This window comes from Actinophytocola sp. KF-1, from assembly GCF_054661535.1.
The window spans coordinates 178,167-197,365 of sequence record NZ_BAAFVK010000006.1 but is presented as its reverse complement, the minus strand read 5'-3'; the positions used below and the strand labels follow the sequence as shown (position 1 = coordinate 197,365).

Genomic DNA, 19,199 nt, shown 5'->3' with positions numbered 1-19,199 from the left:
ACGGGTGACCGACCTGTTGAACGAACGCACCATCGTCGGCGGGATCGCGATCCTCGTCGTCGCGGCGGTGTTCGCCTTCTGGATCCGGTCCCGCAAGACCGACAACTCGGTCGACGACGCGGTGCTGGACGCCGTGCAGCGACTGTCGAAGGCGGCGCCCGCGATGCGCAGCGGGCTGACGGAGGAAGCGGCTGACCAGGCCGCGAAGCACCTGGTGGAGATGCTCAAGTGCGTCGCCATCGGGATCACGGACGCGTCCGGGACCCTGCTGTCCTGGGACGGCGGCGCGAACGAGCACTACGCGGACCTGACGGGCGCGATCGACGTGGCGATCCGCAACGGCCAGCGCGCGCACATCCACCACACGAACCTGTCCTGCGACCACCGCAGCCGCTGCCCGATGCGCACGGCGGTGATCGTGCCGCTGATCCCGGATGGCCAGGTGGAGGGCACGCTGATCGTGGTCGGCGGCGTCAACTCGAAGCGCCTGATCCGGGCCGCGGACGAGGTGGCCCAGTTCGTCGCCATCCAGCTGGAGCTGGCGAAGCTCGACGAGTCGAAGCAGCAGCTGGCGAAGGCCGAGGTGCGGATGCTGCGGGCGCAGATCTCGCCGCACTTCCTCTACAACGCGCTGAACTCGATCTCGTCGCTGATCCGCACCGACCCGGAGCGCGCGCGGGACCTGCTGCAGGAGTTCGCGGACTTCACCAGGTACTCGTTCCGCACGTCCGGCCAGTTCACGACGCTGGCCGAGGAGCTGCGCAACATCGACCGGTACCTGACGATCCAGAGCCAGCGCTACGCGGACCGGCTGAACGTGCGCATCAAGATCGCGCCGGAGGTCCTGTCGGTGGTCGTCCCGTTCCTGGTGCTGCAGCCGCTGGTGGAGAACGCGGTGCAGCACGGGCTCTCGCCCAAACCGGGTGGCGGCACGGTCACGGTGGTGGCGCAGGACAACGGCAACGAGGCGCTGATCAGCGTGGAGGACGACGGCGTGGGCATGGACGCCGACCGCCTCTTCGCCGACCTGCGCGACGCCCACAAGACCGGCGCCCACGTCGGCATCGGCAACATCAACCAGCGCATGCGCCAGGTCTTCGGCGACGAGTACGCCCTGATGGCGGAGACCGCCCCCGGCGCGGGCATGAAGGTCATCCTGCGCGTCCCGAAGTTCTTCCCCGGCGTCCGCCCGGACCTCCCCAAGTTCGGCGAGGAGGAGAAGACGGCCCAGACGTCGACCACCTAGTCCGGCCGCGGCGTGGTCATCCTGGCCGCGAGCTCGGCGAGGGACCGGCGTTCCTCCTGGTACATCTCGGCGAGCGCCGTCGCGAACGCGACCGGGTCGTCCGGCCCGGCGGCGCGGAGTGCCTCGTCGAGGTACCCGGTGACGACGCCCTCGTACTCCGGGTAGGTGGCCGAGCGCGCGCCGACCCAGCGGTCCGGGCGCGGGAAGAGGTCGACGAGGTCGTTCCCGGGCCGCAGGTGCAGCAGCCGCGCGACCGCGCCGAAGAGGCGGTCGGCGTCGGCGTACCGGCCGCGGCGCAGGCGCACGTAGGCCAGGTTGACCGCGTCGGTGATCGCCTGCTCCAGCCGGCGCGGGTACGCCATCAGGTCTTCGAGGAGCCGGTCCGCGGCCTCGAGGTCACCGAGCCTGGCGTGCGTGAGTGCCAGGTTCAGCTGGACGTCCTCGTGCCTGCCCGGACACTCGTGGGCACGGCGCAGCAGGTCGAGACCGGCGGCGAGATCGGGTGCGCCGCCGAGGCACGCGGTCCGCGCCCGCGCCATGAGCCGGGACGCCAGCAGCCTGCCGGTCATCTGCTCGGTGATCTCGTCGTCGAACTCGGCGACGGCCGGGCAGGAGACGGCGGTCATGCGGATCTCGTAGGCCCGTTCCACGTACCCGAGCGCCAGGGCGGCCCGCACTGCCGCCGGCTTGAGCTGCTGGTCGTACGGGAACTTCTCGGCGGCGACGTCGTGGGCGACGAGCACGTGGCCGTGGTTGCCCGCCGCGAGACCGGCGATGCCGGCGTTCACCACGTAGGCGAGGAGGTTCGGCTCGACGTCGAAGCAGCGCGCCGCGAACCCGGCCGCCACCTCGGGGTCGCCGGAGAGGATGCCGGAGAGGTTGAACAGGGCCACCGTGTGGTCGGGGTTCACGTCGAGGACGTCCAGGTACAGCCGGGCCGAGCCCTCGACGTCGCCCGCGCCGTGGAGTTCCGCGGCCTTGTCGGCCATCTCGGCGGTCGGGGAGTCCCCGGGCTCGAACGGGACCCCGATCGCGGTCTGGAGCGTGACGACCGCGGGCACGTCGGGGGCCGTGAACAGTCCCGGTACCAGCATCTCGTCCGGCATCATGAAGCCGCCGACCCAGTCCTGCCGCGCGGTGGGCTCGTCTGCCAGCTCTCTCGTCTGGAGGCGGCCGGTGTGGTCCCAGCGCACCTTGCCGAACGCCGTCGCCGGCTCGCGGTGGATCTTCAGCATGTGCATCGTCAGCCCGGAGCGCGTGTTGCGCACGGTGCAGACGACCTTCTCCATGCCGACGGCCACGATCTTCGTCACGAGGTACTCGCGCCCGTGGATGTCGACCGTCTTGCCCGCGTACTCCTCGGGATCGTGCTCCGCGAGGTCGAGCGGCTCGGACACGGGCAGTCCTCTCAGAGGGCGAAGTGGCCGTACGCGGGGCCTCTGCTGAGTTTGAGGTACAGCGGGGTGCCGTAGATGTCGTCGCCCTGGCGGTCGAGCAGCACGAACACGCCGCTCAGCCGCAGTTTGACGACGCCCTGGAAGAACAGGTGGTTGCCGGAGTGGAACAGGTACTGCTCGCCGTTCCCCTCGCTGAAGTGCCGCAGCGAGCACGAGAGGTGCAGCCGCGCCGCCTCCAGCTCCGCGGTCAGCTGCACGACGTCCCGTTCCGTCGGCGCCGGGCCGAGGTCGGTCACCCCGAACCGGGCGTCGGCGTGGAAGTACACCTGGCCGTCGTCGACCGGCTCGCCGTCGAGCAGGTCCTCGACGTCGGGGATCTGCCCGTGGTCGGCGGCGATCGCGAGCAGCACGGCGCGGAGCTTGGCGGTGTAGGCGGTCTTGACCTTCCGCTCCAGCTGCACGGTGTCCTTGCGGCCGTAGGTCAGGCTGCCGTCGATCACCGCGCCGATCTTGCTGTGCACGGTTCCGCCACGGCTGCGCTCCGAGATGATCTGCTCGGCGACGTCGCTGTACTGCTCGGGATCGAGTTCCGCGTACAGCGCGTCCACCTTGGTGCGCGAGACGTAGCAGAGGTAGTCCATCCCGCCATTCTTCACGGGCGGCGCTCGCCAGGGCTGCGCCAGTGGACGCGGCCGTCGACGACGTCCGCGTCCAGGCCGGCCCAGTGCGGGTCCTGGGTCCAGCTCGCCACGGCGCCGGGTGTCTCGTCCTGGTAGGTCCCCCGGTCGACGGACCCGAACACCGACAGCCCCGGCCGCGCCCACACGGACGTGAGCCGTCGTTCGACCCACGCTCGTGCCGCCGCGCACGACGCGAACTCCGCTACATCGATCTGGGACAGGTGCGACTCGTCCCCCATGCCGAGCCACGCCCGCCACCGCACTCGCGACCCCATGTGGAACATGAGCGAGCGAACCCGCCGGGGATACGTAGGGTGGTTCCATGAGTGTCACGGAAAAGCTGACCGCACGTCTTCCGATGAACCGGGCCACGGCCAAACCCGTCGTCGCGGTGGTCAAGCTGCACGGCGTCATCACCCCGACCCCGTCGCCGTTGAGCCGGGGCACGATCAACATCAACACCGTCGAACAGGCCCTCACCAAGGCGTTCGACCACGACCGGTTGTCCGCGGTCGCGCTCGCGATCAACTCGCCGGGTGGCGCGCCGACGCAGTCCGCGCTGGTGAGCGAGCGGATCCGGGAGCTGGCGGACCGCAAGAAGGTCCCGGTCCTCGCCTTCTGCGAGGACGTCGCCGCGTCCGGCGGGTACTGGCTCGCGTGCGCCGCCGACGAGATCTACGCGCACTCGTCGTCGCTGGTCGGCTCGATCGGGGTGGTCACCGCCGGGTTCGGGTTGAACGGGCTGCTGGAGCGGATCGGCGTCGACCGCCGCGTCTACACCGCCGGGGCGCACAAGGTGCGCCTCGACCCGTTCCGCCCGGAGAAGGACGAGGACGTCGAGTGGCTGAAGGGGCTGCAGGCGCAGCTGCACGACCAGTTCGTGTCGTGGGTGAAGCAGCGCAGGGGCGACCGGCTGAACGACGGCGACGACCTGTTCACCGGCGAGGTGTGGACCGGGGCGAAGGCCGCTGAGCTGGGGCTCGTCGACGGCGTCGGCAACCTCCGGGCGGTGCTGAACAAGCGGTTCCCGGACGCGGAGCTGTCCGTGGCGGAGCCGAAGCGCCCGCTGCTCGCCCGCCTCGGACTGGGTGGTGCGACACAGTCCCTGCTCACGGCCGTCGAACATCGGGCACTCTGGTCGCGTTACGGTCTCTGATCGTGTCACCCACGAGGGGTAACACCATGGACAGGCGACAGTTCCCATCGGCAAGATGCGGGTCACCGTGAGTACTTCACCCAACACCCCCGGTCTCGTCGTCCTCGCCGTGGACGACGAGAAAGACGGCATGGACCTGATGGTCGAACGCCTCGAGGCGAACCGCTACGTGCGGCGCGTCATCCAGGCCTTCGACGCGACCGAGGCGCTGCGCGAGCTCGGCGGCGGCGACCCGGAGCTGACCGCGCGCCGCAACGCGGGCAAGCCGATCGTCGACGCGGTCTTCTCCGACCTGCGGATGCCCGGCCTGACCGGCATGGAGATGGCGAAGGTCCTCGCCGGCTTCAAACCGTCACCCGTGCTGGTGTTCATCACCGGGCACGGCGAGGGCAACGACGCGGTCGAGGCGTTCGACCTCGGCGCGGTCGACTTCATCCCCAAGCCGTGCGACCAGACCCGCATGGACCGCGCGGTGCAGCGGGTGATCTCGAAGCTGCGCGGCGACGGGCTGGTCGGCGAGGCGCCGCAGGTCGCGTCGGAACCGGCGGACGACGAGGTCATCCCGGTCGAGCTGGCGGGCAACACGAAGCTCATCCCGCGTTCGTCGGTGCGGTGGGTGGAGGCGCAGGGCGACTACGCGCGCCTGTTCACCACCGAGGGCTCGCACCTGGTGCGCATCCCGCTGTCGCAGCTGGAGGAGCGGTGGGAGAAGGCGGGTTTCGTCCGCATCCACCGCTCGTACCTGGTGCCGATCAACCTGATCACCGAGCTGCAGCTCGGCGGCAACGGCTACCACGTGGTCATCGGCGACGAGGAACGGAAGCTGCCGGTGAGCAGGCGCCACACGCGTGAGCTGAAGGACCGGATCGTGCGCCGCGGCGGGTTATGAGTCGGCACTCTGCCGGGCCTGGGCGGGAGGAACAGGGGGCGCGGCGGTCGTACTCGGACCCGCCGACGAAACCGCGCCGCAAGCGGGTCGTGCTGGCCGACTCCCGTGCCCCGGTCACCCGCCTGCGCACGGTCGACGAGCTGGAGGAACAGACCAGCTACGGCGAGGAGCTGGTGCGCCAGCTCATCCGCGCGCAGTTCAAGAAGGCGATGAAGTTCTGGCTGTGCACGCTGGCGTTCTTCCTGGCGCTGCCCGCGTTGTTCTTCTTCTTCCCGCAGCTGTCGCTGGTGACCGTCGCAGGCGTGCGACTACCGTGGCTGGTGCTCGGTTTGCTGCCGTTCCCGTTGTTGTTCGGCGTCGGGTACTGGTACAACGTGGTTGCCGAGCGGCAGGAACGCGACTTCGTCGCGATGGTCGAGAAGTAACAGAGGACCGGTGAGCGCAAAGATCTTCGCCCTTTCCGGGGCCTTTGCGGTCATCGTCGCGACCTTCTACATCGGCTGGCGCTCGTCGCGCACGGCCAGCACCGCCCAGGATTTCCTCGTCGCCCGCCGCACGGTCCGGTCCCGCCGCAACGCGGCCGCGGTCTCCGGCGAGTACCTGTCCGCGGCGTCGTTCCTGGGTGTCGCCGGCCTGGTGCTGAAGGACGGCGCCGACGCGCTCTGGTACCCGATCGGTTTCACCGCGGGCTACCTGGCGCTGATGCTGTTCGTCGCCGCGCCGCTGCGCAGGTCCGGCGCCTACACGCTGCCCGACTTCTGCGAGGCCCGCCTCGGTTCGCGTGCGCTGCGCGGCATGGCGGCGGTGTTCGTGGTGTTCATCGGGATCCTGTACGTGGTCCCGCAGCTGCAGCTGGCGGGCCAGGCGCTGGCGAACATCCTGCCGGTGCCCACGTGGGTCGGCGCGACCGTGGTGACGGTCGTGGTGATCGTCAACGTGTTCGGCGGCGGCATGCGCGCGATCACGGTCGTGCAGGCGTTCCAGTACTGGCTGAAGCTGTTCGCGATCGCCGCGCCGACGTTCGTGATGTGCCTGCTGTTCATCGGCAGCGGCGGGGTGCGCGACGGCCAGACGACGACGCTGACCGAGCCGCTGCCGCCCACGTTCACGAGTGCCACCACCATCGACGTGAAGACCCCGGTGCTGCTGCAGGTCGACGACCCGGTGTGGCTGAGCGCGCGGGGCGAGGTCGACGGCGCGCCCGCCGCGGGCACCGTCCTGTGGCCGCCCGGCACGCACGAGGTCAGCGCGGGCACCACCCTGCACTTCTCGAAGGGCTCGTCGGTGCCGGTGGTCGTCGGCGCACCGGCCGACAACGCGAGCTGGCTGGCGCCCGCGTCGAACGCGGGCGACCTGTTCAGCACGTACTCGCTGATCCTGGCGCTGTTCCTGGGCACGATGGGCCTGCCGCACGTGCTGGTCCGCTTCTACACCAACCCGGACGGCAGAGCGGCACGCAGAACGACCCTGCACGTGCTGCTGCTGTTGTCGCTGTTCTACCTGTTCCCGATCATGCTGGGCGCGCTGTCGCGGCTGTACGTGCCGGAACTGCTGGTCACCGGCGAGACCGACGCGGCGGTGCTCAAGCTGCCTGCGGGGATCGCCCCGGGCCTGCTCGGCGACATCCTCGGCGCGGTGATCACCGCGGGCGCGTTCGCCGCGTTCCTGTCGACGTCGTCCGGCCTGGTCGTGAGCGTGTCCGGGGTGCTGTCGACGGACGTGCTGCGCGGCCGCGTGCGCGACTTCCGCTTCGCGACGGCGGTCGCCGGCGGGGTGCCGCTGGCGCTCGCGATCGCGGTGCGCCAGTCGGACATCTCGCTGACGGTCGGCATGTCGTTCGCGCTGGCCGCGTCGACGTTCTGCCCGATCCTGCTGCTGGGCGTGTGGTGGCGGAAGCTCACGTGGGTGGGCGCCGCGGCCGGCATGGTCGTCGGCGGCGGTCTGGTGCTGACCGCGCTGGTGGTCAACACGATCAGCCGCCTGACCGGCAACTGGGCGCCGAGCGTGTTCAGCCAGCCCGCGCTGATCACGGTCCCGGTCGCGTTCCTCACGGTGCTGATCGTCAGCAAGGCGACCCCGGCGAAGATCCCGTCGGACGTGGCGCAGATCCGCCTGCGCATGCACGCCCCGGACAACCTGGGCCTCACCCGCGACCGCGCGGTGGCGAGCTTCGGCACGGCGGAGGAACGCTCCCGCCTCGCCGACGGCCGCCACCGCAGGGAGCTGTGACGTGGCTCACTGAACACCGGTACAACTTCCGGGGGCCGACGGCGTGTTCCAGGTATGGATGTGAGCGCGGACCCGGTCGTCCCGGTCCTCGAGGTCGTGCTTGAGCAGCAGTGGATGCCGCTGGTCCGGCTGGCCACGCTCCTGTCCGGCGACGTCGACACGGCACGGGACGTCGTGCAGGACTGCTACGAGGCGGTGTGGCGGCTGCGGCCTGACCTCGGCGACCGCGAGCACGTCGTCGCGTACCTGCGCAAGGCCGTGGTCAACCGGTCCCGGTCCCGGTTGCGGCGGCTCCGCACGGTCCGCCGGTTCCTCGCCCAGGCCCGGCCACCTGCCGACGCGCCGCCCGCCGACCGCGAACTGCTCGCCGCCGAGCGGCACCGCGAGCTGGTGCACCACGTCGACCGCCTGCCCGCGCGGCAGCGCGAGGTGATCGTGCTCCGGTACTACTGCGGTCTCTCCGAGGCGGAGACGGCTGCCGTGACCGGTGTTTCCACGGGCACCGTGAAGTCGTCCGCCCACCGCGCACTCGCTTCCCTCCGCCGTCACATGAAGGACTTCTCCGATGAACGCTGACCTCGAAGACGCCCTGGCCGAGGCACTGCGCGCGAAGGCGGACGCGGTGCCCCCCACGCCCATGCCGCGGCTCGGCGAGCCGGTGCGCCGCACGCGACTGGTGCCGGTCGCGGCCTCCCTGTTCGTCGCGGCCGCGGTCGTCGCGGCCGCGGTCCTGTTCGTGCCCCGCGACGAGCAGGCGCCCCCGGCCGCGGTGACCACGACGACCACGACGGCCGTGCCGTCGGACGGCGGCGTCTACTACTCGCTGCGCCTGTCCTCGATCGCCGGCGGCAAGGTCATCCGCGAGACACAGCTGTGGCAGGAGCGGGAGCGGACCGGCGAGTGGCGCCAGCGGGTGGTCGACGGCTCGTCGATCGAGAACGGCCGGGTCGTGCCCGGTCCCGGCCGCGTCGACGCCCCGGACGGCGGTGCGTGCTACCCGTCCTTGAGTGCGACCGAGGAGTTGTGCACCACGCCGGGCACGTGGATGAACCCGACGGTGGACTTCCTCGCGACGGCGCCCCGCGACCCGGCGACGATCGCCGCGCAGCTGCACGCGGAGGCGGCCGCGGTGAGCGCCGACCTGGCGCCGGTCCTGGAACTGCGCGCGGTCGGCCTGCTGCTCGGGGGCAACGGCGTGCCCGAGGACCTGCCGGGCGTGTTGCGCGAGGTCGTCGCCGGGCTGCCGGGCGTCGAGGTGGTCACGGACATGGCCGACCTGACCGGCCGGAAAGGCACCGGCTACCGCCTGCCCCACCCCGGCGGTCAGGTGGTCGTGATCTTCGACGGCGACGACCGGTACCTCGGCTCACCGACGGAGGCCGTGCGGCACGGCATCGCCCCTGGTCTGGGCGAGCCGCCGGCGCGGATGTTCGACTGACGCCAACCGGCGCTCCCGCCATTACCATCTACGCGAGCCCGATCACGGTAGATGGGAGCCCGGATGGCGGTGTCAGTGCTCAGCATGGCACGCCACATCGCGGACGAGTTGAAGGACGGCCTGTCCGGTGCGGGCGTGCGGACGGCGGCCCGCGGTCTGCGCAGGCTGCTGGACGCCGACTACGTCGCCCTGGCCGACCTGTCCGGCCGAGCCGTGTGGGCACCCGACGAGCCACCGTTCTACGCGGACGCGCACGCGCTGGTCGAACGCGTGCTGCACAGCGAGAACCGCGAGGGCCGGTCCCCGCTGGTGGCGGTGCCGCTGCACGTGGACCACGAGCTGGCGGGCGTGATGGTGGTGGCGGGCGCGTCGCGGCGGGCCGCGGTCCGCGAGGCGGCGACGTGGGTGGTCGAGGCGCTCGAACGGGGCAGGCTGGAGGCGTCGGCCGAGCAGGCGGCGCAGGCCGAGCTGCGTGCGTTGCGTGCGGAGATCTCGCCGCACTTCGTCTACAACGCGCTGACGGTGATCGCCGCGCTGGTCAGTTCCGAGCCGGACCGGTCGCGTGAGCTGATGCTCGACTTCGCCGACTACATCCGGTACAGCCTGGCGAAACACGGCGAGTACACGACGGTCGCCGACGAGTTCCACGCGATCGAGACGTACCTGGCGCTGCAGCGGGCGGTGCTGGGGGAGAGGCTGCAGGTCCAGGTGCGGGTGGCGCCGGAGGTGCTCGCGGTGGCGCTGCCGTACCTGGTGCTGCAGCCTCTGGTGGAGAACGCCGTCCGCCACGGCATCGAGCCGCGCACGGGCACCGGGCACGTGCAGCTGCGCGGCGAGGCGGAGGGGAACGACTGCGTGATCAGCGTGGAGGACGACGGCGTCGGCATGGACCCGGAACTGGCCGAGGCGATCCTGGCCGGCCGCGGCGGCGCCGACAGCGTCGGACTGGCCAACGTGGACCGGCGGCTGCGCAGCGTCTACGGCCCCTGGTACGGGCTGGTCGTGGAGACCGCGGTCGGCGAGGGAACCCGTGTGGTGGTGCGGATCCCGCGATTCCAACCGGGAGTGATGCCGGGATGACGGGTCTTTCCGTACTGGCCGTCGACGACGTCCCGCCCGCGCTGGCGGAACTGTGCCGCCTGCTGGACGAGAACCCGGACGTGTCGGACGTGGCGAGCGCGGGCGACGCCCTGTCGGCTCTGCGCATGATCCAGAACGGCCGCTACGACGCGGTGTTCCTCGACATCGCCATGCCGGGCCTCGACGGCTTGGAGCTGGCGAGCCTGCTGTCCCGCATGAACGAGGCGCCGGTGATCGTGTTCGTGACCGCGTACGAACAGCACGCGGTGGCGGCGTTCGGCATCGGCGCCGTGGACTACCTGCTGAAACCGGTGCGCGCGGAACGGCTCGCGGACGCGCTGGCCAGGGTGAACCGCATGATCCCGGACGCCAGCCCGGTGCCGGAGACCCCGGACGCGATGGCCGCGCTGCCGGTCGAGTCGGACGGCCGGATCAGGTACGTGCGGCGCACGGAGGTGCACTACGTCGAGGCGCACGGGGATTACGTGCGCCTGCACGCGGTGTCGGGGGTGCATGTCGTGCGCATGCCGATCTCGCGGCTGGAGGAGTACTGGGCGCCCGCGGGTTTCGTGCGCGTGCACCGGAGTTTCCTGGTGGCACTGGCGGCGGTCCGCGAGTTGCGCAGCGACTCCATGGGCGGCCTGCTGGCGCACACGGACCTGGGTGACGTGCCGGTGTCCCGCCGCCACGCCCGCGACCTGCGCGAGAAGCTGCTGGCCGCGGCGAAGTCCGGCCAGCTGGACCGCCGGTAATGCCCGGCCACAAGCGCATCGCGGTGATGAGCCCGCAAACCCGCCTGGCCCATTCGCGCCGCCGGGCGAGAGGCCGCTGGCGCGTCCCGAAGCTGGATGGCCCGGACGCCGAACGCGCGGTGGAACTGCACCGCCGCCAACTGCGGCTCGCGGTGGCACCCCTGGCGTTCCTGTTCGCGGGCATCCTGGGCCTGCCACTGCTGTTCGCCGTGTTCCCGGCCCTGGACGAGGTCCGCGTCCTGGGCATCCCGGTGTCGTGGCTGGCGCTGGCGTTCCTCCCGTACCCGGCACTGACCCTCCTGGCAGGCTGGCAACTCCGCAGAGCCGAAAAAGCGGAGGACCACCGTTGACCGCCCCCCGGCACTCGCGAGTCACGCTCTCACGCACACCGAGTTACGTTCTCGTGCAGAAAGTTGTCCACAGCCACACCGGTTGTCCACAGCCAAGATCGACAACCATCCCCCGGTCAGTGGACCCCGGTAGACTGGCTGGGCGGGGGGCCCCCGGGACTGGGTGGGGCTTTCCCTTGGGTACTGGGGGCGGGCGGATTCTGTTTTTCGCCTGGGGCGGGGCGGGTCCTCATGTGCGGATCAGCGGCTTCTTGTGCCGTGGAAGGCGCGTTCGCGGCATTGCTCGTGCTGTGAAAGGCGCGTTGAGTGCCGGGAACGCGCCTTTCGGGGCATCAGGGGTGCCGTCAGCGCGCCTTTCGCCGCATGGGGGCCTGGGCGGGGGCTTCTGCTGGGGTGGGTGGTTTTTTCGGTCCCGTTCGGCGGCTGGTTCCTGTGAAAGACGCGTTCGGGACGTTGCGCCTTTCAGGACACGGCGAGTGTGGGGGCCCGCGTGATCCTCGCATTCGCAGTAGCGCCCGTCGTGCTGATCACGTTGCTCATCGGGCTTCGTGGGGTGGCTGCCATGCGGACCACCTCCGACTTCCTTGTCGCCTCGCGGCGGGTTTCTCCGTTGCTCAACTCCGCGGCCGTGTCCGGGGAGTACCTCTCCGCGGCTTCCTTCCTCGGCGTGGCCGGGCTCGTGGTCAAGGACGGGATCGGGTCCCTCTGGTACCCGGTCGGGTTCACGGCCGGGTACATCGCGATGCTCGTGCTCGTCGCCGCGCCGATGCGGCGGTCCGGGGCGCTGACCGTGCCCGACTTCGCCGAGGCGCGGCTCAACTCGCCGGCCCTCCGGCGGGTGACCGCCGCCGTCATCCTCGTCATCGGCGGGCTGTACCTCGTCCCGCAGTTCCGCACCGCCGGGCTGGTCCTGTCCGCGGTCAGCAACACGCCCTACTGGGTCGGCGTCGTCATCGCGGGCACCGGCGTCGCGATCACGCTCGCCCTCGGCGGCATGCGCGCCGCCACCTACGTGCAGGCCTTCCAGTTCGTCCTCAAGCTCGTCCTCTTCATCGTGCCCGCCGTGTGGCTGCTCATCCAGGTCAGCCCGCAGGTCCGCGACGAGGCCGTCCACCCCGTCGAGTTCACGACCTTCCGGGAGGACACGTCGGTGCACTTCCGCATCGGCACCACGCTCGAGCTGGACGGGCGGCGCTGGGACGTCCCCCAGGGCGCCACCCTCGAGTTCGCGAAGGGTGAACCGGTCCCCGAAGTCGTCGGGGAGGCGCGCCCCGGCGGCGCCGGCTGGGGACGTCCCCTCCTCGACCTCGCCGACGCCGGGCACCCGCTGCTCAGCACGTGGGCCCTGACCGTCGCCCTCGCGCTCGGCACGATGGGCCTGCCGCACGTGATCATGCGCTTCCACACCAGCCCCGACGGCCGCGCCGCACGCCGCACCGCCGCCTTCACGGTGGGACTGCTCAGCATCTTCTACCTGTTCCCCGGCATCTACGGCGTGCTCGGCCGCGTGCTCGTCCCGCAGCTGTACCTCTCCGGCGCCACCGACACCGCGGTCGTCGCGCTGCCCGCGCAGGTCGACGCCGGCTGGCCCGGCAGCGCCTTCACCGCCCTGCTCACCGGGGGCGCGTTCGCCGCGTTCCTCGCCACCTCGCTCGGGTTGCTGCTGGTGGTGTCCGGCGCCATCGCCTACGACCTGCTGCCCGGCGGCCTCCGCAGGCTCCGCGTCACGGTGGTGCTGGCGGCGGCGGTGGTGGTTCTCCTTGCGCTGCAAGCGATCCGGTTGGACGCCGGGGTGCTGGTCACCTGGGCGTTCACGGTCGCGGCGTCCACGTTCTGCCCGCTGCTCGTGCTCGGCATCTGGTGGTCACGCCTCACCGTCACCGGTGCCATGACCGGCGTGCTCGTCGGGCTCTTCGCCTCGTCGGGGGCGATCGCGGGCACGCTGCTGGGACTGCCGGTGAGCGGGTGGCTCGCCATCCTCGTCGCACAGCCCGCGCCGTGGTCGGTGCCGTTGGCGTTCCTGACCATGGTCGTCGTGTCGATGCGGGGACGACCGCCGTCGTGGGCGCGCACGGCCATGCTGCGCCTGCACCTCAACGAGAACCAGACGCCCGCCGACCGGCTGCGCGCGCTGCGGGAACGTGCTCAGTCCTCCCAGACGAGCCGCAACTGAAATGTGGTGCCGTAACGGCGGAGTGCACTTTCCGCATTCGAGTGCAGTCCGAAAACCGTCTGGTTGGTGACAGGATTGCGGCAATAGGTCACGGCTTCCTGCTCGTCGGCCGTCGTGATCTGCATTCCCCATGCGAAGACGTCGGCTTCGTTGTCGGCGCTGACCAGTGTGAAGAGTCGTCCTTCCATGGAATCCCAGTGTCCCGATGAACTCGCCAGCAGTGGGTTTCCCATTGTTGGGCGCGTCAACTGCGATCATGAGTCGTGGCCAAACGAGCACCGTTCCTCCGGCGGCGGCTGGGACGCCGGTTGCGGGAGATCCGCGAGGGCGCCAACCTGACGCTGGCCGAGGCCGCGAAGCGCCTGGACAAGACCCGCAGCGCCCTCCAGCGGATCGAGACCGGCGTCACCCGCGCGGACGTGCATTTCATTCGTTCCGCCATGGACATCTACGACCACTACGACGAGACCCTCGTCGCCGAAGCCCGCGAAGCGGCCAAGCCCCCATGGTTCCGCGCATACGGTGTCAAAGATCTGGGCTACGTCGATGTCGAAACATATGCCGCTTCGGTGAAGGAATTCTCGGGCCTCATGCTCCCGGGTCTCCTGCACACCGAGGACTACATGCGCGCGCTCTTCGCGCACAGCCGCCGCAGGCGCTCAGCCGAAGAACTGCAGAGCGACATCCAGATTCGCCTCATCCGAAAGGAGCGATTGACCAGCGAGAGCAACCCGCTCGAGCTGTCGGTGATCATCGATGAGTCGGCTCTGCGCAGAAACATCGGTGGCCGGAACGTGATGCGCAAGCAGCTCGACCACCTCGTCGAGATGGCCGAACTGCCAAGTGTCACCATCCAAGTCCTCCCGCTGAAGATGCACAGCGCCTTGGATGGGGGTTTTACCCTGCTGTCGTTCCAAGATCGCGATGAACCCGACCTGCTCTACGTCGAATACGCCACGGGAGCCCTGCATATTGAAGAAGGTGACGAGGTCCGGGCCTGTAGACTCAAGTTCGATCGGCTTGGCGTCGAAGCGCTGAGCCCTGACGACTCGATCGCGCTGATCAAGCTCATCAGCCAAGACCGATAGAGGGCAGCCCCATGGACCTTTCCTGGCGGAAGAGCAGCCGCAGCAGCCAGGACGGCAGCAACGGCAACTGTGTCGAGGTCGCCTTTGATGGACGCTCAGTAGCGGTCCGCGACTCGAAGTCACCCGATCAAGGGATGCTGGTGCTCCCGGAAGCGGGCTGGACGTCCTTTCTGAGTGTGTCCAAGATGTGACCTGCGCCACTCGTCGCGCATTTTGACCGTTCGTCGACCACTCGTCGTGCGACGAAGCGGTTGATCCACGAACGATTCACGCCACCTCACCTGCTTCCTAGGGTCGTAGAACCCCGGTTCACTTCCCATGGAGGCAACGTGAGCACCACCGATCAGGGCCCGCCCGGCCCCGACTGGGAGACCATCCAGCAAAGCGCTGAGTTCACCCAGCTCCGCCGCCGTCTCCGCGGCTTCGTGTTCCCGATGACCGCCGCGTTCCTGGTCTGGTACCTGCTGTACGTGCTGCTGTCCGACTACGCGCACGGCTTCATGAGCACCAAGGTCGTCGGCAACATCAACATCGGCCTGATCTTCGGCCTGCTGCAGTTCGTCTCCACGTTCCTGATCACCTGGCTGTACGTCCGGCACGCCAACCGGAGCCTCGACCCGGTCGCCGACAAGATCCGGGACGACATCGAGGGAGGCGCGCGATGAAGCTGGCAGCGGGCGTCGAGGGCAGCAACACCGCCCTCAACATCGGCATCTTCGCGTTGTTCGTCGTCATCACGCTGTACATCGTGTTCCGGGCGAGCCGGAAGTCGAAGACGGCGGTCGACTACTACGCCGCGGGCCACTCGTTCACGGGTGTGCAGAACGGTGTGGCGATCTCGGGTGACTACCTGTCGGCGGCGTCGTTCCTCGGCATCGCGGGCGCGATCGCGCTGAACGGCTACGACGGCTTCCTGTACTCGATCGGCTTCCTCGTCGCGTGGCTGATCGCGTTGCTGCTGGTCGCGGAGCTGCTCCGCAACACCGGCCGCTACACGATGGGTGACGTGCTGAGCTTCCGGATGCAGCAGCGCCCGGTGCGCGCGGCGGCGGCGGTCTCCACGCTCGTCGTGTCGTTCTTCTACCTGCTGGCCCAGATGGCGGGCGCGGGCGGCTTGGTCGCGCTGCTGCTCGGCATCACCAACAAGGCCGGCCAGGCGCTGGTGATCGCGGTCGTGGGCGTCATCATGATCGTCTACGTGATCATCGGCGGCATGCGCGGCACGACGTGGGTGCAGATCATCAAGGCCACGCTGCTGATCGCCGGTGCGTTCGCGATGACCGTGTGGGTGCTCGGCAAGTACGGCTTCAACCTGTCCAGCCTGCTCGGCGACGCGGTGGCGAAGGTCGGCGAGGGCGGCGAGAAGCTGCTCAACCCGGGCGCGCAGTACGGCAAGACGGAGACGTCGAAGCTCGACTTCGTGTCGCTCGCACTCGCGCTGGTGCTCGGCACCGCCGGCCTGCCGCACGTGCTGATGCGCTTCTACACCGTGCCGACGGCGAAGGAAGCGCGGAAGTCGGTGGTCTGGGCGATCGTGCTGATCGGCGTCTTCTACCTGTTCACCCTGGTCCTCGGCTACGGCGCGGGCGCGCTGGTGGGCGCGGACGTGATCAAGGAAGCGCCGGGGAAGGCGAACTCGGCGGCGCCACTGCTCGCGTACGCGCTGGGCGGCACGGTGCTGCTGGGCATCATCGCCGCGGTGGCGTTCGCGACGATCCTCGCGGTGGTCGCCGGCCTGACGATCACGGCGTCGGCGTCGTTCTCGCACGACATCTACGCCAACGTGATCAAGAAGGGCACGGTCGACGACAAGCAGCAGGAGGTCAAGGTCGCCCGCATCACCGCACTGGTGATCGGCGCCGTGGCGATCGTCGGCGGCATCGTCGCGAACGGCCAGAACATCGCGTTCCTCGTGGCACTCGCGTTCGCGATCGCCGCGTCGGCGAACCTGCCGACCATCCTCTACTCGCTGTTCTGGAAGCGGTTCAACACCTCGGGCGCGCTGTGGAGCATCTACGGCGGTCTCATCGTCTGCCTGGTGCTGATCGTCTTCTCGCCCGCGGTGTCGGGCAAGCCGGCGACCGCGCCGACCCCGTCGATGTTCCCGAACGTCGACTTCCACTGGTTCCCGCTGGAGAACCCGGGCCTGGTGTCGATCCCGGTGTCGTTCCTGCTCGGCTGGCTCGGCACGGTCCTGTCGAAGGAACGCAACGACGCCAAGTACGCCGAGATGGAGGTCCGCAGCCTGACCGGCGCCCACGCCGAGAAGGCCGTGGCCCACTAGTCAGAAGCGGTTCGCGAGGCCCCCGGCTCCGGCCGGGGGCCTCGCCCGTCCCCGAACGAGAACCGCCGCACGAGCGGCAACCACTCGCGGTACTTGTCGGCAGGCAGGGCGACACCGACCAGCTCGGTGAGCCAGGCCAGGTCCGGCTCGGTGTCGAACCGGTCGAACACCGCGGCACCGGAGCCGGCGTGCAGTGCCAGCAACACCAGGACCGCCCGGTGGTCACCGTCCTGCACGAACCGGTCCAGCTCGTGGTCCGACAACCGCGCCCGCACCAGCCGGTACAGGTTCATCAGCCGCTTCGCCGCCCGCGGGGTCGGCACCAGTGCCGCCAGGGACGCGAGGAAACCCAGCTCGACGTCCGACACGTGCAGCTGGCGGGGCCGCAGGAACGGCCGGACGGGCGGGGCCGGTGCCGTCTCGGGTGCCAGCGGGTCGACGGTGATTCGACCGCCCCAGACCAGTTGCGACACCGGGTACCGGTCCGGGTCGGACGTGACCTGCTGGTCGTGCGCCACGTCCTCGATGCCGGACAGGTCCCACACCAGGCGCCGGAAGCCGTCCTCGTCCATGTCGGGCAGCCGGAAGGGGATCTGGAAGATCTTCTCGAGGTAGTGCGCGGGCGTCACGACGTGGTCCGGCAGCATCGTCGCGTAGTGCAGGCGGATGGCCTGGTGCAGCCACCTCGGGTCGACGGCGACCACCACGACGAAGACCGGCAGCGCCACCAGCAGGTGCACGGCCTCCAGCACCTTGATCACGACGGCGGGCGGGCACCGGTCGAGGTCGTCGACGTAGAGGACGACCCGTTCCAGGCCGCCTTCGGTCGCACGCTCCTTGTCGAGGATCGCGGCGAACGTCTCCAGGTCGCGGCGCAGCACCGAGACGATGCCGAGGTGACCGCGGTACTCCCCGCTCTCGTACCGGGACTTCGCGAACGCGGTCGCGTCGTGGCCGGTGGCCAGCTCCGCCACGGCCCGCTCCAGCCGGGCCGTCTCCTCGTCGAGCTCAGCGATCCGCTGGTCCAGGGCCGCGTCCGCGCTGTCCGCCGCGCGTCTGATCCGGGCCATGGCCTCGCGCACCCGGGTCACCACGGGGAGCGCGCCGACAAGAAGCGGCACCGCGGCCGCCAGCACCGGCCACACGGGGGAGCGCACCAGCACCGCCAGTGCGACCGCCAGCACGATCGCGACCGCACCCATGACGAGCGCGAACCTGCTGCGCCGCAACAACGCCCACACCCGCCGTGCCTCCACACCGGCACCGCCGAGCTCGGTGGCGAACCGCCGCACCTCGGTCGTGGTGGCCTCATCCACCCCGAGTTCCTGCGCTACCCAGGCGAAGTCCTCGCCCGTGAGGTCGAGGCGGACCGGCCGCCGCTCCTGCTGCGCGGCGACGAGCCGCCGTTCCAGCCGTACGGCGGACAGCTGGGTGAGCAGCGACTGCTCGGCCTGCCGCAGCTCGGCGAGGTCGTCCGCGCGGCGGCGCAGGACGTCCTCCGCACCGCCCGCGGCGAGGCCGTCGAAGATGTGGGTCGCCAGGCTGGCCCACAGGTTGGCCTCGGCGTAGTGCCACGCGTTGAACGTGATCTGGCGTATCGACGAGCAGTACGACGACACGTCCCGGCCGCGCTCGCCCGCCCTGCGCTCCTCGTCCGCGGCGGCGTCGGCCAGCTCGCGGACCCGCGCCCGCATCTGCCGCATGAAGAAGCTCTTGCCGCTGCCCCAGTTGCCGAACAACCCGATCGACAGCGGTGGCCGCACGAGCCGGGACGCGACCAGGTCCGCCAGCATCCGCACGTCGGTGTCGATGCCGAGCTGGTCGGTGCCCTCGTCGGTGTCCGCGTGGTACCCGGCCGCGTGCCGGACCGGGGCGGATTCGGTGCGGTCGAGCAGCGCGGTCAGGTCGCTGAGGTAGTCGACGTCGGCGTCGAACAACCTCTTGGCCGTGGCCACCTCGCGGTCACTGAGCTGGTTGCCGATGTGCACGACCGCGGGGCGCAGCTCGTCGAGCAGGCGCCGGAGCCCACCGAGCCGGGTGTCGGCGGCGCCGATGAGCACCACCACGTAGCGGCCGGGTGTCCGCAACCGGCGAACGGTCGTGGCCGCCGCGCTGACGCCGCCGGGTTCGTCCTCCAGCAGGTCCACCCAGACCGCCGCGCGGTCGGGCACCTCGTCTTCGTCGAAGCGTGGGACCTGCACCAGCGGCAGGTTCGGGTGGTTGCGGAGCAACGCCTCATACACCGACCGGCGTGCGCCCGCCCCCGTCTCGTGGGTGACCAGCACCAGCCCAGGCCGGACGAGTGCCCGGTCGAGAACGCCGTCCACGTCTCGCGGGAGGTAACGCTCCAGCTTCCCGCGACGCGGCGGGGCGGCCAGCAGCGTCATCGGATCCGTGTCGCGTACGGGGAGTGCCTCGGCCACGCGTCACAGCGTGC

General features: G+C 70.2%; 20 protein-coding genes. 15 read left to right on the top strand and 5 right to left on the bottom strand.

The annotated features are described in order from the left end of the window. The first annotated feature begins 4 nt into the window (after positions 1-4). Positions 5-1,246 (top strand): GAF domain-containing sensor histidine kinase, encoded by a 1,242-nt coding sequence (locus tag ACYQ77_RS19700; protein WP_459713341.1) that lies wholly within the window; start codon positions 5-7, stop codon positions 1,244-1,246. On the opposite strand, the gene ACYQ77_RS19695 is transcribed toward ACYQ77_RS19700, so the two are convergent. Genes ACYQ77_RS19695 through ACYQ77_RS19685 form a run of 3 tightly spaced genes read right to left on the bottom strand, consistent with a single transcriptional unit; the run spans position 1,243 to position 3,598 of the window. Then, the gene (locus tag ACYQ77_RS19695) at positions 1,243-2,643 is read right to left on the bottom strand and encodes a tetratricopeptide repeat protein (protein WP_459713339.1); all 1,401 of its coding nucleotides are present in this window, start codon (positions 2,641-2,643) and stop codon (positions 1,243-1,245) included. The two genes, ACYQ77_RS19700 and ACYQ77_RS19695, sit on opposite strands and share 4 nt — an antisense overlap. Positions 2,644-2,654: 11 nt before the next feature. After that, positions 2,655-3,284, bottom strand: coding sequence for a hypothetical protein (locus ACYQ77_RS19690; protein ID WP_459713337.1), 630 nt, complete (start codon positions 3,282-3,284; stop codon positions 2,655-2,657). 11 nt (positions 3,285-3,295) lie between these two features. Beyond that, positions 3,296-3,598, bottom strand: a complete 303-nt coding sequence (locus ACYQ77_RS19685; protein ID WP_459713335.1) for a hypothetical protein — start codon at positions 3,596-3,598, stop codon at positions 3,296-3,298. 47 nt (positions 3,599-3,645) lie between these two features. Between ACYQ77_RS19685 and ACYQ77_RS19680 the strand changes: the two genes are divergently transcribed. The 10 genes from ACYQ77_RS19680 (at position 3,646) to ACYQ77_RS19635 (ending at position 13,390) form a co-directional block, all read left to right on the top strand. Then, positions 3,646-4,479, top strand: a complete 834-nt coding sequence (locus tag ACYQ77_RS19680; protein ID WP_459713333.1) for a S49 family peptidase — start codon at positions 3,646-3,648, stop codon at positions 4,477-4,479. A gap of 55 nt (positions 4,480-4,534) precedes the next feature. Continuing rightward, on the top strand, positions 4,535-5,368 hold the full coding sequence (locus ACYQ77_RS19675; RefSeq protein WP_459713331.1) for a LytR/AlgR family response regulator transcription factor: 834 nt from the start codon (positions 4,535-4,537) through the stop codon (positions 5,366-5,368). Then, positions 5,365-5,793 (top strand): hypothetical protein, encoded by a 429-nt coding sequence (locus ACYQ77_RS19670; protein WP_459713329.1) that lies wholly within the window; start codon positions 5,365-5,367, stop codon positions 5,791-5,793. The genes ACYQ77_RS19675 and ACYQ77_RS19670 overlap by 4 nt, the downstream gene beginning before the upstream one ends. Positions 5,794-5,803: 10 nt before the next feature. After that, entirely contained in the window at positions 5,804-7,597 is a 1,794-nt protein-coding gene (locus ACYQ77_RS19665) for a sodium/solute symporter (RefSeq protein WP_459713327.1), read from the top strand. Between the two features lie 60 nt (positions 7,598-7,657). Next, complete coding sequence (locus ACYQ77_RS19660; RefSeq protein ID WP_459713324.1) at positions 7,658-8,173, top strand: RNA polymerase sigma factor; 516 nt, start codon at positions 7,658-7,660, stop codon at positions 8,171-8,173. Then, positions 8,163-9,035: a hypothetical protein gene (locus tag ACYQ77_RS19655; protein WP_459713322.1), complete on the top strand. Its 873-nt coding sequence runs from the start codon at positions 8,163-8,165 to the stop codon at positions 9,033-9,035. The genes ACYQ77_RS19660 and ACYQ77_RS19655 overlap by 11 nt, the downstream gene beginning before the upstream one ends. Before the next feature lie 63 nt (positions 9,036-9,098). After that, complete coding sequence (locus ACYQ77_RS19650) at positions 9,099-10,115, top strand: sensor histidine kinase (RefSeq protein ID WP_459713320.1); 1,017 nt, start codon at positions 9,099-9,101, stop codon at positions 10,113-10,115. Continuing rightward, positions 10,112-10,867 carry a LytR/AlgR family response regulator transcription factor gene (locus ACYQ77_RS19645; protein ID WP_459713319.1) on the top strand — a complete coding sequence of 252 codons (756 nt, stop codon included), beginning with the start codon at positions 10,112-10,114 and terminating at the stop codon, positions 10,865-10,867. The genes ACYQ77_RS19650 and ACYQ77_RS19645 overlap by 4 nt, the downstream gene beginning before the upstream one ends. Then, positions 10,867-11,217, top strand: a complete 351-nt coding sequence (locus ACYQ77_RS19640; protein WP_459713317.1) for a DUF485 domain-containing protein — start codon at positions 10,867-10,869, stop codon at positions 11,215-11,217. The genes ACYQ77_RS19645 and ACYQ77_RS19640 overlap by 1 nt, the downstream gene beginning before the upstream one ends. Before the next feature lie 490 nt (positions 11,218-11,707). Further along, on the top strand, positions 11,708-13,390 hold the full coding sequence (locus ACYQ77_RS19635) for a sodium/solute symporter (protein WP_459713315.1): 1,683 nt from the start codon (positions 11,708-11,710) through the stop codon (positions 13,388-13,390). Here the strand turns inward: ACYQ77_RS19635 and ACYQ77_RS19630 are convergent. Continuing rightward, positions 13,363-13,578 (bottom strand): hypothetical protein, encoded by a 216-nt coding sequence (locus ACYQ77_RS19630; protein WP_459713314.1) that lies wholly within the window; start codon positions 13,576-13,578, stop codon positions 13,363-13,365. The genes ACYQ77_RS19635 and ACYQ77_RS19630 overlap by 28 nt on opposite strands. Positions 13,579-13,653: 75 nt before the next feature. Between ACYQ77_RS19630 and ACYQ77_RS19625 the strand changes: the two genes are divergently transcribed. From ACYQ77_RS19625 to ACYQ77_RS19610, 4 genes are all read left to right on the top strand, one after another. Next, positions 13,654-14,478 carry a helix-turn-helix domain-containing protein gene (locus ACYQ77_RS19625; protein WP_459713312.1) on the top strand — a complete coding sequence of 275 codons (825 nt, stop codon included), beginning with the start codon at positions 13,654-13,656 and terminating at the stop codon, positions 14,476-14,478. 11 nt (positions 14,479-14,489) lie between these two features. Beyond that, positions 14,490-14,669, top strand: a complete 180-nt coding sequence (locus ACYQ77_RS19620) for a DUF397 domain-containing protein (protein WP_459713311.1) — start codon at positions 14,490-14,492, stop codon at positions 14,667-14,669. 138 nt (positions 14,670-14,807) lie between these two features. Continuing rightward, on the top strand, positions 14,808-15,143 hold the full coding sequence (locus tag ACYQ77_RS19615) for a DUF485 domain-containing protein (RefSeq protein ID WP_459713309.1): 336 nt from the start codon (positions 14,808-14,810) through the stop codon (positions 15,141-15,143). Further along, positions 15,140-16,762, top strand: coding sequence for a solute symporter family protein (locus ACYQ77_RS19610; protein WP_459713307.1), 1,623 nt, complete (start codon positions 15,140-15,142; stop codon positions 16,760-16,762). The genes ACYQ77_RS19615 and ACYQ77_RS19610 overlap by 4 nt, the downstream gene beginning before the upstream one ends. On the opposite strand, the gene ACYQ77_RS19605 is transcribed toward ACYQ77_RS19610, so the two are convergent. Then, on the bottom strand, positions 16,759-19,185 hold the full coding sequence (locus tag ACYQ77_RS19605) for a P-loop NTPase fold protein (protein ID WP_459713305.1): 2,427 nt from the start codon (positions 19,183-19,185) through the stop codon (positions 16,759-16,761). The genes ACYQ77_RS19610 and ACYQ77_RS19605 overlap by 4 nt on opposite strands. Positions 19,186-19,199 lie beyond the last annotated feature (14 nt).

Coding starts and splice junctions, on each gene's coding strand:
- ACYQ77_RS19690 (WP_459713337.1), bottom strand. CDS start 3,284: ATGGACTACCTCTGCTACGTCTCGCGCACCAAGGTGGACGCGCTGTAC.
- ACYQ77_RS19685 (WP_459713335.1), bottom strand. CDS start 3,598: ATGGGGTCGCGAGTGCGGTGGCGGGCGTGGCTCGGCATGGGGGACGAG.
- ACYQ77_RS19680 (WP_459713333.1), top strand. CDS start 3,646: ATGAGTGTCACGGAAAAGCTGACCGCACGTCTTCCGATGAACCGGGCC.
- ACYQ77_RS19675 (WP_459713331.1), top strand. CDS start 4,535: ATGCGGGTCACCGTGAGTACTTCACCCAACACCCCCGGTCTCGTCGTC.
- ACYQ77_RS19670 (WP_459713329.1), top strand. CDS start 5,365: ATGAGTCGGCACTCTGCCGGGCCTGGGCGGGAGGAACAGGGGGCGCGG.
- ACYQ77_RS19655 (WP_459713322.1), top strand. CDS start 8,163: ATGAACGCTGACCTCGAAGACGCCCTGGCCGAGGCACTGCGCGCGAAG.
- ACYQ77_RS19650 (WP_459713320.1), top strand. CDS start 9,099: ATGGCGGTGTCAGTGCTCAGCATGGCACGCCACATCGCGGACGAGTTG.
- ACYQ77_RS19645 (WP_459713319.1), top strand. CDS start 10,112: ATGACGGGTCTTTCCGTACTGGCCGTCGACGACGTCCCGCCCGCGCTG.
- ACYQ77_RS19640 (WP_459713317.1), top strand. CDS start 10,867: ATGCCCGGCCACAAGCGCATCGCGGTGATGAGCCCGCAAACCCGCCTG.
- ACYQ77_RS19630 (WP_459713314.1), bottom strand. CDS start 13,578: ATGGAAGGACGACTCTTCACACTGGTCAGCGCCGACAACGAAGCCGAC.
- ACYQ77_RS19620 (WP_459713311.1), top strand. CDS start 14,490: ATGGACCTTTCCTGGCGGAAGAGCAGCCGCAGCAGCCAGGACGGCAGC.
- ACYQ77_RS19610 (WP_459713307.1), top strand. CDS start 15,140: ATGAAGCTGGCAGCGGGCGTCGAGGGCAGCAACACCGCCCTCAACATC.